General features: G+C 60.6%; 11 protein-coding genes, 2 tRNA genes, 1 pseudogene and 1 riboswitch. Of the genes and pseudogenes, 6 read left to right on the top strand and 8 right to left on the bottom strand.

Annotated elements, in window-relative coordinates; genetic code table 11:
* Positions 1–5: 5 nt before the first annotated feature.
* From cobW to AC2FMY_RS15615, 3 genes are all read right to left on the bottom strand, one after another.
* Positions 6–1,061: a cobalamin biosynthesis protein CobW gene (gene cobW, locus AC2FMY_RS15625; RefSeq protein ID WP_480751308.1), complete on the bottom strand. Its 1,056-nt coding sequence runs from the start codon at positions 1,059–1,061 to the stop codon at positions 6–8.
* A gap of 3 nt (positions 1,062–1,064) precedes the next feature.
* Positions 1,065–1,448, bottom strand: a complete 384-nt coding sequence (locus tag AC2FMY_RS15620; protein ID WP_496745665.1) for a DUF1636 family protein — start codon at positions 1,446–1,448, stop codon at positions 1,065–1,067.
* A 70-nt stretch (positions 1,449–1,518) separates the two neighbouring features.
* A riboswitch (cobalamin riboswitch) is annotated at positions 1,519–1,725 on the bottom strand.
* 71 nt (positions 1,726–1,796) lie between these two features.
* Complete coding sequence (locus AC2FMY_RS15615; protein WP_496745663.1) at positions 1,797–2,681, bottom strand: LysR family transcriptional regulator; 885 nt, start codon at positions 2,679–2,681, stop codon at positions 1,797–1,799.
* Positions 2,682–2,759: 78 nt separating this feature from the next.
* Between AC2FMY_RS15615 and AC2FMY_RS15610 the strand changes: the two genes are divergently transcribed.
* Positions 2,760–3,770: an NAD(P)-dependent oxidoreductase gene (locus tag AC2FMY_RS15610; protein ID WP_496745661.1), complete on the top strand. Its 1,011-nt coding sequence runs from the start codon at positions 2,760–2,762 to the stop codon at positions 3,768–3,770.
* Positions 3,771–3,841: 71 nt separating this feature from the next.
* On the opposite strand, the gene AC2FMY_RS15605 is transcribed toward AC2FMY_RS15610, so the two are convergent.
* Together AC2FMY_RS15605 and AC2FMY_RS15600 are read right to left on the bottom strand one after the other, a co-directional pair.
* Positions 3,842–5,731 carry a PhoX family protein gene (locus tag AC2FMY_RS15605; protein WP_496807680.1) on the bottom strand — a complete coding sequence of 630 codons (1,890 nt, stop codon included), beginning with the start codon at positions 5,729–5,731 and terminating at the stop codon, positions 3,842–3,844.
* A gap of 197 nt (positions 5,732–5,928) precedes the next feature.
* Positions 5,929–7,572: a tetratricopeptide repeat protein gene (locus AC2FMY_RS15600; protein WP_480751316.1), complete on the bottom strand. Its 1,644-nt coding sequence runs from the start codon at positions 7,570–7,572 to the stop codon at positions 5,929–5,931.
* Positions 7,573–7,614: 42 nt separating this feature from the next.
* On the opposite strand from AC2FMY_RS15600, the gene AC2FMY_RS15595 reads away from it, so the two are divergent.
* From AC2FMY_RS15595 to AC2FMY_RS15575, 5 genes are all read left to right on the top strand, one after another.
* Positions 7,615–7,830, top strand: coding sequence for a hypothetical protein (locus tag AC2FMY_RS15595; RefSeq protein WP_496807679.1), 216 nt, complete (start codon positions 7,615–7,617; stop codon positions 7,828–7,830).
* Between the two features lie 261 nt (positions 7,831–8,091).
* Positions 8,092–8,165, top strand: a tRNA-Gly gene (locus tag AC2FMY_RS15590).
* Positions 8,166–8,300: 135 nt separating this feature from the next.
* A complete protein-coding gene (locus AC2FMY_RS15585) occupies positions 8,301–10,121 on the top strand; it encodes an ABC transporter transmembrane domain-containing protein (protein WP_496745659.1) in 1,821 nt (606 codons plus the stop codon).
* Between the two features lie 150 nt (positions 10,122–10,271).
* A complete protein-coding gene (locus AC2FMY_RS15580) occupies positions 10,272–12,161 on the top strand; it encodes an acyl-CoA synthetase (protein WP_496807678.1) in 1,890 nt (629 codons plus the stop codon).
* 11 nt (positions 12,162–12,172) lie between these two features.
* Positions 12,173–13,096, top strand: a complete 924-nt coding sequence (locus AC2FMY_RS15575) for an alpha/beta hydrolase (protein ID WP_496807677.1) — start codon at positions 12,173–12,175, stop codon at positions 13,094–13,096.
* Positions 13,097–13,532: 436 nt separating this feature from the next.
* Here AC2FMY_RS15575 and AC2FMY_RS15570 read toward each other — a convergent pair.
* The 3 genes and pseudogenes from AC2FMY_RS15570 to AC2FMY_RS15560 all read right to left on the bottom strand — a co-directional run.
* A pseudogene (locus AC2FMY_RS15570) lies at positions 13,533–13,855 on the bottom strand (transposase); the annotation flags it as partial.
* A gap of 127 nt (positions 13,856–13,982) precedes the next feature.
* A tRNA-Thr gene (locus tag AC2FMY_RS15565) sits at positions 13,983–14,058 on the bottom strand.
* A 203-nt stretch (positions 14,059–14,261) separates the two neighbouring features.
* Positions 14,262–14,816, bottom strand: a 555-nt coding sequence (locus AC2FMY_RS15560) for a hypothetical protein (protein WP_496807676.1), incomplete at its 5' end; no start/stop codon positions are given.

Here is a 14,816-nt window from a genome sequence, read left to right as displayed (position 1 = left end):
GTCCCTTATTCGGCGGCCTCGGCCACACCTTCGAGAATACCGCGAATTGCGGCTTCGTTGATGTCGTCATGCTCGGCAATCACCACCAGGCGCGAGCGGCGCTCTTCGCCCGGTTTCCAAGCCCGGTCGTATTGGTGGCGAACACGCGCGCCCACAGCCTGCACCAGCAGACGCATCGGTTTGTCGGATACGGCGGCGTACCCTTTGACGCGCAGGATGTTCAATTCGTTTGCCAGACGTTCGATCCGGGCCATCAGGTCGGCGGGATCGGATTGCTCGGGCAACTCGATCACGACGCTTTCGAAATCATCGTGTTCATGATCGTCCGCCCCGTCGTGGTGCGATGGGCGGGCATCCATGTCATCCTCGGCAGCGGCCTCCAGCCCCAGGATAACGCGCACGTCCACGGCCCCTTCGGCGACCTCGACCACCGGCAGCGGGCGCGGGGCCTCGGCAGCGATGATTTCCCTGGCCTTCGCAACGCCGTCGGGTCCGGCCAGGTCGGGCTTGGTCAGCAGGATGATATCGGCGCAGGAAATCTGGTCTTCGAACACCTCTGACAGCGGCGTTTCGTGGTCGATGGACTCGTCCGCCATGCGCTGGGCGTCCACCGCTTCGACGTTCGGCGCGAAGCGACCAGCGGCCACCGCCTCGGCATCGGCCAGCGCAATCACACCGTCCACGGTGATCTTCGACCGGATGTCGGGCCAGTCGAACGCCTTGAGCAACGGTTTCGGCAGCGCCAGACCCGAGGTTTCGATCAGGATGTGATCGGGGCGCGGCTCCAGCGCCATCAGCGCCTCGATGGTGGGGATGAAATCGTCGGCCACGGTGCAGCAGATACAGCCATTGGCAAGCTCCATGATGTTTTCCGCCGGGCAATCCGGAATGGCGCAACTTTTCAGGATCTCACCATCGACGCCCACATCGCCGAATTCGTTGACCACCACGGCCAACCGCTTGCCCTGTGGGTTCTGCATCAGGTGGCGGATCAGCGTGGTCTTGCCCGAGCCCAGAAAGCCGGTAATCACGGTGACGGGAAGTTTTTCAAGGGTGCTCATGGCTCAGGCTCCAATCGGGGGAATGCGGGCGGCGCAGTTCTTGCGGAAATGTTCGGGGCGGTCGCGCCACTTTACCAGCCCGTCCTCGGTGGCCAGGTATTTGGTCGCGCCTTCGACGATGATCGCGACATCGTCTGTTTCGCTCAGGTTCTCATAGACGAAGGTCCAGCGCGACGGCCCGCCACGCAGCACGATCGAACAGCCCTGATCGCAGTTCGACAGACACTCGACCGGTTTCAGCAGAACGCCATCGGGCAGTTCGACCTCGGTCAGCGCCTTGTGCAACAGCGCGCCCGGGCGCTGGGCGTCATCCTCGATGGGCAGACCCCGGCGGCAGGTGGTGCAGACCAGCAGTTCGACTGGTGCAGGCTCGGTCACGTCTCTCATCCCCCCATTCAGGTTTCGGGGAACGGGGTTTCATGCGGGCCACGGCCCGACACCGGAACACCCCGTCCGGTCTGGTCTTCGGGCGCTGGCAGGTCTCCCGGCTTACGGATGTCAGGGCTTGTCCCTGTCGGGTGTCCCGCCTTCCCGGCCTGTCGGCCAGTGGCATTTGGGCACCCTCTCCGGTCACGGTCGCGGGGGCGGCTGCGTTTGACGGTGAACCGCTGACGCATTCCCTTTTCATCTGCTCGCGCAGACACCAACAGCGCGGACATGCGGCAAGGGCAGGGGACTTGTCAAGCGCGGCGTCAGGCTTGTGAACCGTCAGGGTGAAAAAGCGACCCGCCATCGTTAACCAGCGGCATCGCCAGCCAACCTGTCCCGCAGCCATGCCTCGAAAAGGCGTGCTGAACCGGAAACCGATGTCGCCGCGTCGGATCGGATCAGGTAATGCGACTGCCCAAAGGGAATCGGTGGCCCGGCAATTTGCAGCGGTGCGCCCTGGGATATGGCATTGCGCGCAAAACGGCCGAGGATGGTGGCGTAACCCGCCCCTCCCATCACCAGTTGCAACGCCGCGACCGTGGTATCGACGGCGTGCCGGGTTGCCGATGGGTCGTGGTCAAGCCCGTGCGCCTCAAGGTAGCGCGCCCAGTTGTCCTCGTAGCCGAGAATGTGGATCAACGGCCCGCTGTGCATCTGCCGGATGGTGGGAACGGGGTCACCGGCACGGCAGACCGGAACGATGGTTTCCTCGCTCAACTTCTCGGCCATGACGCCCGGCCAATCGCCATATCCCAACCGGATCTCGATATCGACATCTGCAGGGGCGGCGCTGTCATTCCAGATATGCGACACCAGCCGCACAGGGATTTCCGGATATTGCGCGCTGAAATCAGGCAATTCCGCCGCGATCCAATAGGTGGCGGTCGAAATTGCTGCCCGTATTGTCAGGCTTTGGCGGGTGGCCGGACCAAACAGGCTGTTGGTGCTGAGCGCGATATCCGACAGCGCCCGCCGCACGGTCAGCGCATAGGATTGGCCAAGTTCGGTCAATTCGATCCGACGCGCGGCGCGCAGAAACAGTTTTTCGCCCAAATCCTCTTCCAGCGAGCGGATATGCAGCGACACTGCCGTCTGGGTCAGCCCAAGTTCTTTCGCCGCCGTGGTAAAGTTCAGATGGCGTGCCGCCGCCTCAAACGTTCGCAACCAGGCCGGATTTGGAAGGCGGTCCATTTATCACCAAAATTTTTTGACCATTGCGATCATTATTATTCGTTTCTCTTGCCGATTTCAAAGCTTCATAGTCACCGCATGAATCGTATACGCGGGCATACGCCCGCCGGGGAGGACAAATCCATGAAAGTTGGTTTCATCGGTCTGGGTAATGTGGGCCACAAACTGTCAGGCTCGCTCTTGCGGAACGGAATTGATCTGGCGGTGCATGACCTGAATGAAAATCTGGTCGACATGTTCGTCGAGCGTGGCGCCAAACGCGCGGACGGTCCGGCACAGCTGATGCGCGAATGTGACGCCGTCATCACCTGCCTGCCATCGCCTGCGGCCTCGGACGCGGTGATGCAACAGATGCTGCCCGAAGTGAAGCCGGGCAAGATCTGGATGGAGATGTCGACCACCGACGAGGCCGAGGTCAAAAGGCTCGGCGCCATGGTGATCGAGCGCGGCGGCGCCGCGGTGGACTGCCCGGTTTCGGGCGGCTGCCATCGGGCGGATACCGGCAACATCTCGATTTTCGCGGGCTGCGACCGCGCGACGTTCGAACGTATCCTGCCCTTCCTCACCACGATGGGCCGCCGCATCCTGCACACTGGCGACCTCGGGTCGGCTTCGGTTCTGAAGGTTCTCACCAATTATCTGGCGACAGCAAACCTTGTGACCTGTTGCGAAGCATTGGTTGTTGCCAAGGCTGCGGGCATGGATCTGAACACCGCCTATGAGGCGATGAAAATCTCGTCCGGCACCTCGTTCGTGCATGAAACCGAAAGCCAGGTGATCCTGAACGGTTCGCGCGATATTTCCTTCACAATGGATCTGGTGAAAAAGGACATCGGCCTGTTCCAGGAAGTTGCGGATCGCGCCAACGTGCCGTTGGAGATCAACCCGGTTCTGATCGACATCTTCAACGACGGGATCGCGCGTTTTGGCCCCCGCGAGTTGTCTCCCAACATCATCAAGCGCCTCGAAGAAGCAACGGGCCTCGATATCCGCGCCCCGGGCTTCCCGCCCGAGATGGTCGATGATGAACCCGAAGAGCCCGGTTACGAGGTCATTCCGCAAGGCAAGGAACTGAAGGCCGCCGAATAATTTCAGTCACTCCGAAACAAAACGCCCCCGGAACCGCGTTTCGGGGGCGTTTCCTTTGGATGACGGTCAGGTCAGCCTATAGGTGAGTTGTCGTCGCGCTTGATCGCGACCACCGACGAACGCGGCGTGCCGCCATCGGGCCAGTTGCCGCCGGGATGCTGGATGCCCACGAACATCGTTCGCCGGTCGCTTGACCAGGCAAGGCCCGTGACCTCGCATCCATTCGGACCGGTCATGAACCGCGCGATCTCTCCGGTTACCGGATCACCCACCAGCATCTGGTTGTTGCCCATTCCGGCAAAATCGCCCTCGTTTTCGTCGTCGCCATCGGTTTGAATCCACACCAGCCCGGTCGTATCAAAGGCCATGCCGTCGGGCGAGTTGAACAGGTTGCCGGCGTTCACGTTGGGCGACCCGGCATAGGCATCACTGTGCACCGTCGGGTTGCCCGCCATCACATACAGATCCCATTCGAACGTATCGGCCGCGTGGTCGTCCTGTGCGGGCCGCCAGCGCACGATCTGTCCATAGAGGTTGGTGTCGCGCGGATTGGGGCCATTGGCCGAAGTATCATCGCCACCGGCATTTGGTTTGACGCCCCGATTCTTGTTGTTGGTCAGACAGCAATAGGCCTCGACCGCCACGGGGTTCGCCGCCACCCACTCAGGACGGTCCATCGTGGTGCCGCCCACGATGGACGCGGCCATTCGGGTAAAGACCGCGATCTCGGCGGCATTCATCCCGGTTGTATCCGGCGTCAGGGCCAGCCATTCGCCGGTCTGGTCGTCGTTGAACCTGGCAACAAAAAGCGTGCCGTCATCCAGCAGCCCTTCGGTGGTTCCGCCAGGCCGGTAGGTGCCGTTGGAGACAAAACGATACAGGTACTCGCCCCGCTCGTCATCGCCCATATAGACGACGACGCGACCGTCCGGCGCCACCACGACCTCGGCGTTTTCGTGCTTGAACCGGCCAAGGCCGGTATGCTTGACCGGCGTGCTTTGGGGATTGGCAGGGTCAATCTCGACAATCCATCCTGCGCGGTGCGGCTCGTTGGGGGTTTTCGACGTGTCAAACCGCGGATCGAAAAGCTCGTAGCCGTTCCGGCTTTTCGCCTTGATGCCATAGCGTTCATAGCCGCTTGCGACCTGCGGGGCATACCCGGCCTGCTCGTCAGACGATCCGAAGTATCCGTTGAAGTTTTCTTCACAGGTCAGGTATGTGCCCCACGGCGTCTTGCCTGCGCCACAGTTGTTCATCGTTCCCAGAGACCTGGTTCCGGTCGGGTCGGCCTTGGTCTTCAACAGGTCATGCCCGGCAGCGGGGCCAACGATCTTCATCGGCGTGTTGTGATGGATGCGGCGGTTGAACGGGCTGTCCCTGACCACGGTCCAACCGTCAGGGCCTTCGGCAATCTCCATCACGGTCACGCCCTGAATATTCTGCAGCTTCAGAACATCCTGGGCACTGATCGGCTTGCCATCCTGCGCCGCGGGGAGATTGATATCCTCATTCGGGTATTCGTGATTGATGGCGATCAGGTCCCGCCCCTGAAACGAAAAGGTTTCCATCCCGTCGGTGTTCTCACCGAAAATCTTGTCCGAGTTCTCAAGCGGGCCGCCGTCGGTGATGTCATACCCGTCCGCTTCGGAAAACAGCGGGTCGCCCCAGCGCATCAGAACCTTCCAGGAATATCCCTCGGGCACGTGAACGGTTCCGTCGGTTTGCGCGGAGATCGGCGTGAAGGCAAAGCGCGACCCCTGAACCGCATGGGCTGCCGTTGGCTTCAACAGCCCGGCGCCCATGGCCGCGGCACCAGACCCAAAGGCCAGTACGCCGCCCAGAAAGCCCCGGCGCGAAATCGCGCTTTCGACGACGCGGTCAAAGTCGTTCTTTTCGGGGCGAGAAAAATTTATCTCGTCCCAGTCGTCAGCAGACAGGTTTTTTGAAACGACTTCTTTCATGGATGCCTCCCAATTAGCGTAATATGTCGGTGAGCCAAGGATGTAGAGAGCGAGTATGACAACTCGTTGAACGGGTGTAACAGGCAAGTGACAATTGCTTTGCCGGGCTCCACAGTTTTTTCAGTCGCCCGAAAAAGATACCGCCCCGAACAAGGGGCGGCATTGCGGTCATTTCATATCGGAAGGCAGGAAGGCTCCTAGGCCGCTTTGGCTCGACTGCGGCAATAACACGAGGCATGCACCGGCACGGTCGCCCGTGCCGCGGCCTGATCAAGCTGCAGTTTGATATGCTTGGCCTCGGTCAGTTCGCCGCGCCGCACAAGGCATTCGTGCAAGCCGTGCAGGCTCCAGATGTTGCGCGGATGCTGGCAGGCGCGCGCAAGCGTGTCGTCCAGCCCCAGATCGGCACGGTAAACCGCCTCGGCTTCTTCGAACTTCTGGTCTTCCATCAACAGCGCGCCCAACGCATGCCGGGTCGGCTGCATCCAGCCCCACGGCTCGTCATAGACCAGGCTGTCGTCCAGCTTGACCGAGCGGCGCAGGTGCGCCAGCCCGCCTTCGCGGTCCCCGGCCTTGAACGCGATTTCGCCATCCATCATCGCTTCGCCGATCATCAGCACGTCCTCGGCGGTGTTGTTGAACACCAGACGTCCCTCGGGCACCGCCTTGCGTGCCTCTACCGCGCGTTCGCGCTCTGCCTTGGCTTCGTCCGCGCGGCCAAGATTGGCCAGCGCAATGGCCCGCGCCTGATGCATGGCGGCGGTGGTGTAACTGTAAAGCTCACGATCCTCGGGGAAGGGTTCGTCAAGGATGTCCTGCCATTGCCCGAACCGCACCATCACGTGAATCTTCTTGCCATAAAACGATTCGAACAGGTCCGGGAAAAACCGCACCACATTGTCCGGCAACATTCGCATCAACTCTTCGGACGCGGCCAACGCCTTATCCGGCTGTCCAAGAAACATCGCGCCATAAGCTTCGAAATGGACATTGTGGATGCGGTAGACGGTATAGAAATTCTCACCCCCCGCCATCGCTTCGTATTTTCGATCCACTTGTGCCGCGCGGTGATTGCGCCAGACCACGTTCTGATAGTCACCGCACAGCACGTCGATATGGGTCGCCATATGCACCAGATGCCCGCTGTCGGGCACCAGATCGACCAGCCGGTCGCCATGACGCAGCGCCTTTTCGGGCGTGGGCGACATTTCCATCAGGTGAATGTACATGTGCAGCAGACCGGGATGGTCCCAGGCACCGGGCAGGGTGTCAAACGCGGTTTCCAGCGCCGCCAGCGCCTCGACGGTCGAGGCACCTTCGGCGGGTTCGCCCTTGGCCAGATCCCAAAGCTGCCAGGGGGTCCGGTTCATCAGCGCCTCGGCAAAGATGCAGGCCACGTCGAGATCCTTGTTGTGCGCCGCGTAAACCTTACGCATCGAATCCGAAAAGGCGTCGTTCCACGGGCCGTAATCCTCGATCTCCGGATCGGTCGGAAACCGGTCTGCCAGCGCTTCGATCAAGGCCGTCTCGACCGGGGAAACCTTGTCACGCGCCGCCATCGCGGCGGCAATCGCCTCATGTGCCCGCTTCAGCGTTGCAACACGCTCGTCCGGCTCGAAGAACTCCCACGGCTTGTTGTAGTTCGGGCCAATCGCATGAGCGACGCCCCAAAAGGCGATGCCGCAGCCGGGGTCAATATCGGCGGCCTTCTGAAAACACTCCGCCGCCGCTTCGTGATTGTACCCATACAGCCAGATCAGCCCCTGATCGAACAATCGCTGTGCTTCGGGTGATGAGGTGGTGATCTTGCGTGAATAGGTTCCCAAATCAAAATCTGTCATGATATGCGCCTCCACAAAAGGCCAGTCTGCAAACGCGGCCTGTTGGCTGCGCGACCGGCGGATGGGCAAGGATACCACAAAACCGTGATCATTGCCGAAACGCCTGACCAGCCGTCAGAGGAACCCCTCACCGCCGCAGGTCACGCAACGTGTCATTTTCAGTCCAAAACATCCGGTGCAGCGGTCGTAGTGGGATTTGCCCTGAATATCCTTTCTTTTGAAAACCTGACCGGAACCGCTGCAGATCTGACAGGGTGACCGGCCCGAGCCGTGACAGCGGTGGCACCGCCGTTTTGCCGGTTTCGGTTCAGGGGTCTTGCGCGGTAACGGCTTGCTCATGGAATTGCCCGCAGATCGACTTGGTGAGAAATCGTAGCTCCTTGGAAACCCATCTGAACACACGAGACCCGTTCTGTCATCTTAAGAGTGCCGCGCAAACCGGATCGAAAGAAGGCACGCGCGCGATGGATTTCCCGCTTGACGATCCCATGGCGGTGACATAATCAGCCAAGACGCTGAGCGGGTATAGCTTAATGGTAAAGCCCCTGCCTTCCAAGCAGGCTATGTCGGTTCGATTCCGTCTACCCGCTCCAACTCAGCCCATCTTTCCAGTTCGCTGCGGCAAAAACGGTCTTTGCATCGAGGATTCGCCCCCTTTGCCTTGACCCCATGCGGCGCTGCGGCCATGAAGCATGCGATTATGACGGACAAGACGACAAGGGCCTGACATGGCAAGGAACCGCGCGGCAAAATCGGCAGCAACCCCGGCACCCGGCGCCAGCGAAGAGCGGGCCGTCTCGAAAAAACTGGGCGTTCTGGCATCGCTCTGGCCGTTCATGAAGCCCTACAAGTTGCTGATGTTCGGTGCGACCGTGGCGCTTGTCGTCACCGCAAGCATGACATTGACGCTGCCATTGGCCGTACGGCGGGTCGTCGATCATTTCCGGATCGAAGACGGCGAATTGCTGGACCAGTATTTTCTGGCCGCGCTGGGAATCGCCGCGATTCTCGCGGTGGGCACCGGGGTCAGATACATGCTTGTCACCCGGCTGGGTGAGCGCGTCGTCGCCGACATCCGCAAGGCCGTTTTCGACCGGGTGATCGGGATGAGCCCCGAATTCTTCGAACGGATCATGACGGGCGAGGTGCTCAGCCGGATCACCACCGACACGACATTGATCCAGTCGGTTCTGGGGTCTTCCGTCTCCATCGCCCTGCGCAACATGCTGATGTTCCTGGGCGGTCTGGTGCTGATGCTGCTGACCTCGGCCAAGCTGACGGCGATGGTTCTGCTGCTGATCCCGGTCGTGGTGGTGCCGATCCTCGTTCTGGGCCGCCGCCTGCGCGGCATAAGCCGCGAAAACCAGGACTGGATCGCCGCCTCGTCGGGCAATGCCGGCGAGGCGCTGGGCGCAGTCCAGACGGTACAGGCCTTCACGCATGAAACCGCCAGCCGCAAACAGTTCTCGGACCTGACCGAAACCTCTTACTCGGTGTCGCTGCGCCGAATTCATACCCGAGCCGTGTTGACGGTCATCGTGATCTTTCTGGTCTTCACCGGCATCGTCGGCGTCCTTTGGATGGGTGCGAACGACGTGCGCGCCGGGATCATGACCGAAGGCACGCTGATCCAGTTCGTGATCTATTCGGTGATCATGGCCGGATCGGTCGGCGCGCTGTCCGAAATCTGGAGCGAGCTGCAACGCGCCGCCGGCGCGACGGAACGCCTTGTCGAACTGTTGAACGCGCAGGATGCCGTCACCGACCCTGCAAACCCGGTTTCGCTGACGCAACCTGTCAAAGGCGCCATCGGTTTTGACAATGTCAGCTTCCGCTATCCGTCACGACCCGAGGTGGCGGCGCTCGACGAGATGACCCTTGCCGTCAATCCCGGGGAAACCGTGGCCTTCGTCGGCCCATCCGGGGCTGGCAAGACCACCGTGATCCAGTTGATCCAGCGCTTCTATGATCCCGATCAGGGGGCGGTGACGCTGGATGGGGTTGACCTGCGCACGCTTGCACGATCGGATTTCCGCCGTCACATCGCCCTGGTGCCGCAAGACCCCGTCATATTTGCAACGTCGGCGCGCGAAAACATCCGCTTTGGCCGCCCCGAGGCAACCGATACCGAGGTCGAAGATGCCGCACGCGCAGCAGCAGTGCATGATTTCATCGCCGCCCTGCCGGAAGGTTATGACAGTTTCGTCGGCGAACGCGGGGTGATGCTGTCGGGCGGGCAAAAACAGCGCATCGCCATCGCGCGCGCCATCCTGCGCGACGCCCCGGTGCTGCTGCTGGACGAGGCGACCTCAGCCCTTGATGCCGAAAGCGAACGCGCGGTTCAGGGTGCGGTCGATGAACTCAGCGCGGGCCGGACCACGCTGATCGTCGCGCACCGTCTGGCCACCGTGAAAAAGGCGGACCGCATCGTTGTGATGGAGGAAGGCCGCATCGTGGCGCAGGGCACCCATGCCGATCTGGTGGCGCAGGACGGCCTCTATGCGCGGCTGGCGCGGCTGCAATTCACCGATGGTGTCGCGGCTGAATAAGGTGACGCCCCGGCACTTTGCCAATCGCCGCAGCGTCATTCTATCCATCCCGAATCCCTCCCGTTAACCCTCGCTTGCACTGGCGGGAATTTGCTCTCATCTTGGGGTGGAAAACCCGCGCCAGGCTGGGACAATAAGGGGAGGAGCCGCATGGCATTCGTTGGGAAGGAAGACAAGGCACGTATTGAAAACGAGATGCCGTGGCAGGACCGTGATCTGCCGGTGACATTTCACCAGTTGCTGTCGCGGACAGCGGCCAAATTTCCCAATCACAAGGCGATCAGTTTCCAGATTCTGTCCGGCGCAAAGGACAAGGCCGAAACGCTGACCTGGTTCGATCTGCTGGGTAAGGTCAATCAGGCCGCCAACCTGTTCCGCACGCTCGGAGTGGGCGAAAAGGACGTGGTCGCCTATGTCCTGCCAAATTGCAACGAAACGCTGATCACCATGATGGGCGGCGCAGTGGCCGGGATCGTGAACCCGATCAATCCGCTGCTGGAACCCGAACAGATCGCCGCCATCCTGCGCGAAACCAATGCCAAGGTCGTGGTCACGCTGAAACCCTTTCCGAAAACGGATGTGGCGCAAAAAGTGGCCGAGGCGGTGCGCCACGCCCCGCACGTCAATACGGTGCTGGAGATCGACCTGAACCGGTACCTGACGCCGCCGAAATCCTGGATCGTGCCTTTCATCCGCCCGAAACTGGAAGACAAGGAACATCTGGCCCACGCCGACTATCTGGATTTCAACAAGGAACTGGCGAAACAACCCACGACGCTCGGTTTTGCGGACAGCGCCCAGGATCGGGTGGCCTGCTATTTCCATACCGGCGGCACAACCGGCATGCCGAAAGTGGCGCAGCACACTTATTCGGGCATGATCTACAACGGCTGGCTTGGTCATACGCTTTTGTTCTCCGAAGAGGACATCATCATGTGCCCGCTGCCGATGTTCCACGTTTTTGCCTGCCACGTCATCGTCATGGCCGCCGTCGCCTCGGGTGCACATGTGGTATTCCCGACGCCCGCCGGGTATCGCGGCGATGGTGTGTTCGACAATTTCTGGAAGCTGATCGAACGCTGGAAGGTCAGTTTCATCATCACCGTCCCGACGGCGATCTCGGCCAAGATGCAACGCCCGGTCGATGCCGATATCTCCAGCGTGAAAACCGCTTTCTCCGGCTCGGCGCCGCTGCCGGTGGAACTTTTCCGCCGATTCGAACAGGCCACCGGCGTGACCATCGTCGAAGGCTATGGCCTGACCGAGGCAACATGCCTGGTCTCGTGCAACCCGGTGGATGGTGAAAAGAAAATCGGCTCGATCGGTATCCCGTTCCCCTACACGGATGTGAAGATCCTCAAGGACGGACCGGACGGGCCGGGCGAATGCGCTACGGACGAGGTGGGCGAGATCTGTGTGTCAAACCCCGGTGTCTATGCCGGAAACACCTATACCGAGGTCGACAAGAACAAGAACCTTTATCACTTCGACAAATACCTGCGCACCGGCGATCTGGGCCGGTTCGACGGGGACGGCTACCTGTGGATCACCGGCCGCGCCAAGGATCTGATCATTCGCGGCGGCCACAACATCGATCCCGCCGATATCGAAGAGGCGCTGCTGGGTCACGAAACGGTGGCCTTTGCCGGCGCCATCGGACAGCCCGATGCGCATTCCGGCGAAGTGCCCTGCGCCTTTGTCGAGCTTGTCGAGGGCAAGACCGTGACCGAAGCGGAATTGCTGGAATACTGCAAGATCCACGTCCACGAACGCGCGGCGCATCCCAAGCACATGACCATCCTGCCTGAATTGCCCAAGACCGCCGTGGGCAAGGTGTTCAAGCCGGAACTGCGCAAACAGGCGATCACCCGCGTCTACAATGGTGCTCTCGAAAAGGCCGGTGTCGCCGCGCGCGTCGTCTCCGTCGATGATGACAAGAAACGCGGCCTTGTCGCGCTGCTTGACGCGAACGGCTCCTCCGAGGACGATGTCAACAAGGTTCTGGGTACCTTTACCCGGCCTTGGGAATGGGCAGCCTGAGCGGAGGGGCAATGGACTATGAGCGTCTGATCGACGAAGAAACCTGGGCCTTCATCGCTCGAACGGCCGAAAGTTACCCGGAAGACGCGGCAACTCTGTCGATTGCCGAACAGCGGCGCGTCTATGACGAGATGTGCCGCCAGTTCCGGCAGGAACGCCCCTATGGCGTCGAATCCGAGGACCGGGCGGCAAATGGCGTTCCGGTTCGCGTCTATTCGGCAGGTGATCCGACGAGGACAGTTGTCTATTTCCATGGCGGCGGGTTCGTTTTGGGCGGGCTGGACAGCCACGACGATACCTGCGCCGATATCTGCGCCCAGACCGGTTACCGGGTGGTCGCCGTGGACTATCGCCTGTGCCCGGAACACCGCCACCCGGCCCAGTTTCAGGACAGCTGGACCGCGGTGGAATGGGCCGCCTCCGAATTTGCAGAGCCGCTGATATTGGCCGGTGACAGCGCCGGGGGCACTCTGGCGGCTTGTGTCGCCCACCATGCGCGCGGGCGTCTGGACAGCATCCTGGGGCAGGTCCTGATCTATCCGCTTTTGGGCGGAGATGTTGAAAGCGGCTCCTACATCGAACATGCGCAAGCACCGATGCTGACGCGCGACGACGTGCTTTTCTACAAAAGCATCCGCCACGAAGACGCGGAACCGTCCGGTGATCCGACCTATGAACCGTTGCAGGATCAGGACTATTCCGGCCTGCCGTCCACGGTGATTTTCACCGCCGATTGCGACCCGCTCCGCGACGATGGAAAAGCCTATCGGGACCGGATCGAGGAAACGGACGGTTTGGTTCAGTGGATCAACGAAGCCGGGCTGGTTCACGGATATCTGCGGGCGCGAACCTCCGTCGGGCGCGCCCGTGACAGTTTCGAACGGATCACCGTCGCCATCGAAGCGCTGGGGCAGGGGATCTGGTCCTACGATTGATCCCGTAAGGCAGGAGAAAGCCAGATGACTTTGACCTTCAGGTCATCTGGCAAAAAGGGGCTGCGCATGCAAAAAACGTCTGGAAAAATGAAGGATTTTCGACGCGGGCCCTTGCGTGCGGGATTGGCTGGAACTGACCGCGGCTCGCGTTGACAAACCTCTCAGGGAGGAAGCCGCAGTGTCTGGGTTCTGCCAATGGGGAAAGAGCGCTGTCGGCTGGGGCTGTGAATGCGAAGGCGGCGATGGTGTTGGATCTTGAGGCAGCAGACTGCGAGTTCCGCCTGTGGGTCTGGTCTGAATTTATGCGCGATAGAGGCGGGATGGCGCCTTCTGCGCGGCATTCCTCATCACCGCGGACAAGGGGGGTCGGCCGAGTTGACCGAAGCAACCGGTGAGCGGTGGATGGGATCGCCGGGCGTTTCATCATGCGGCCTGTTTCCTGCGCGGTCGCTTCCTCGCCCAGCAACGTGCGGATCTTCGCGATGTTGGCCTTGCGGGCGGCGCTTGCCAGCAGGCCGTAGCGGCGGATGCGGTGGTACCGATCGGGCAGGGCTGCATGTGGAACCGGTGGATGAACTCGCCCGTGTCGAGCCGCATGACCTTCATGCAATCACCCGATTTGATCCGGTAGCCTTTCCAGCGGAAGGCCACGGTATCATCGTCGGCGCAGATCAAGCGCTGAATTGAGATCGCCACCCGATGGATGTATCGGCACAGACAGGCCAGCACCGCCTCGGGACCGGCGAAGGGCGGCTTGGCGCAAGGGGTAGACGGAGACGTGCACCCCGTTGCCCTAGAACCTGCGCCACACCTCATTGTAGATACATTGAAACTTTCGCTCTATGAGCGTCGCGCATTTTCTAAGTTATTGTTTTCAGGGAATAACTGGTGCCGCTGAAGGGACTCGAACCCCCGACCCCATCATTACGAATGACGTGCTCTACCAGCTGAGCTACAGCGGCAACCTTTTGTACGGCCTTCCCATCTTCACTGGCTGCTGAGCAGTGGCCCTGTCTCTCGGACAAAATCTGTCCTTGGCGAGTCGGGCGTTGATCATGTGCAGTTTCTTGTTCCAAGTCGGATGCGATCGCGCCGGGCCTCTCTATAGTACTGGCCCGTAACAGAGACAAGCGGTTTCATGTTGGTCTCCCGCATATTCGCGACGCTAGCTGATATTTGGGTCGTGTGGCGCTGCATGCCCTTGAGGCTGCAAGCGTGGGCGCGGGTGAATTTGAGCCAGGCCCGATAAACGAAAGAACGAATGGGTCGAGTGCCAGAGAGAAAACTCTTGATGTTGTTGAACGGCTTTGATCTGCGGATTCATGCCTTTTGAATTGCCATGCTCGCTACAGGTATATTGACAATGAGCACCGTTGAGCTTGCTGCGGCAACGCAAAAAGCCGATATGCGTGAGGCACCGTATTCCGCCTTTGCGTGGCCGAGTCGGCGCTGGCTTTCCTTTTTTCATCAAGTTTCGCGCTTTATTGCCGGCGTCAGGTTTCTGAAGTTCTTTTACCTGATTGAAAAATAATGATTTTAACTGAGGTTGCGATGTTTTGTGTTTTTTTTGAAAAGAGGGGTTGCAAGGTTCGATGGGAGTACGTAAATAGCCCCTCACCGGCGGCGCTGAGGTGCTGTTGGGGGGCTGGATGGAGCGGCTGGGACGGATTGAGTTCTGGATTGGCTGCGAAGCGAGGCGACAAACTGAGGCGATGATGGG

The organism is Ruegeria sp. YKSE079 (genome assembly GCF_059612845.1).
This window is presented reverse-complemented; position numbering and strand designations above follow the sequence as displayed.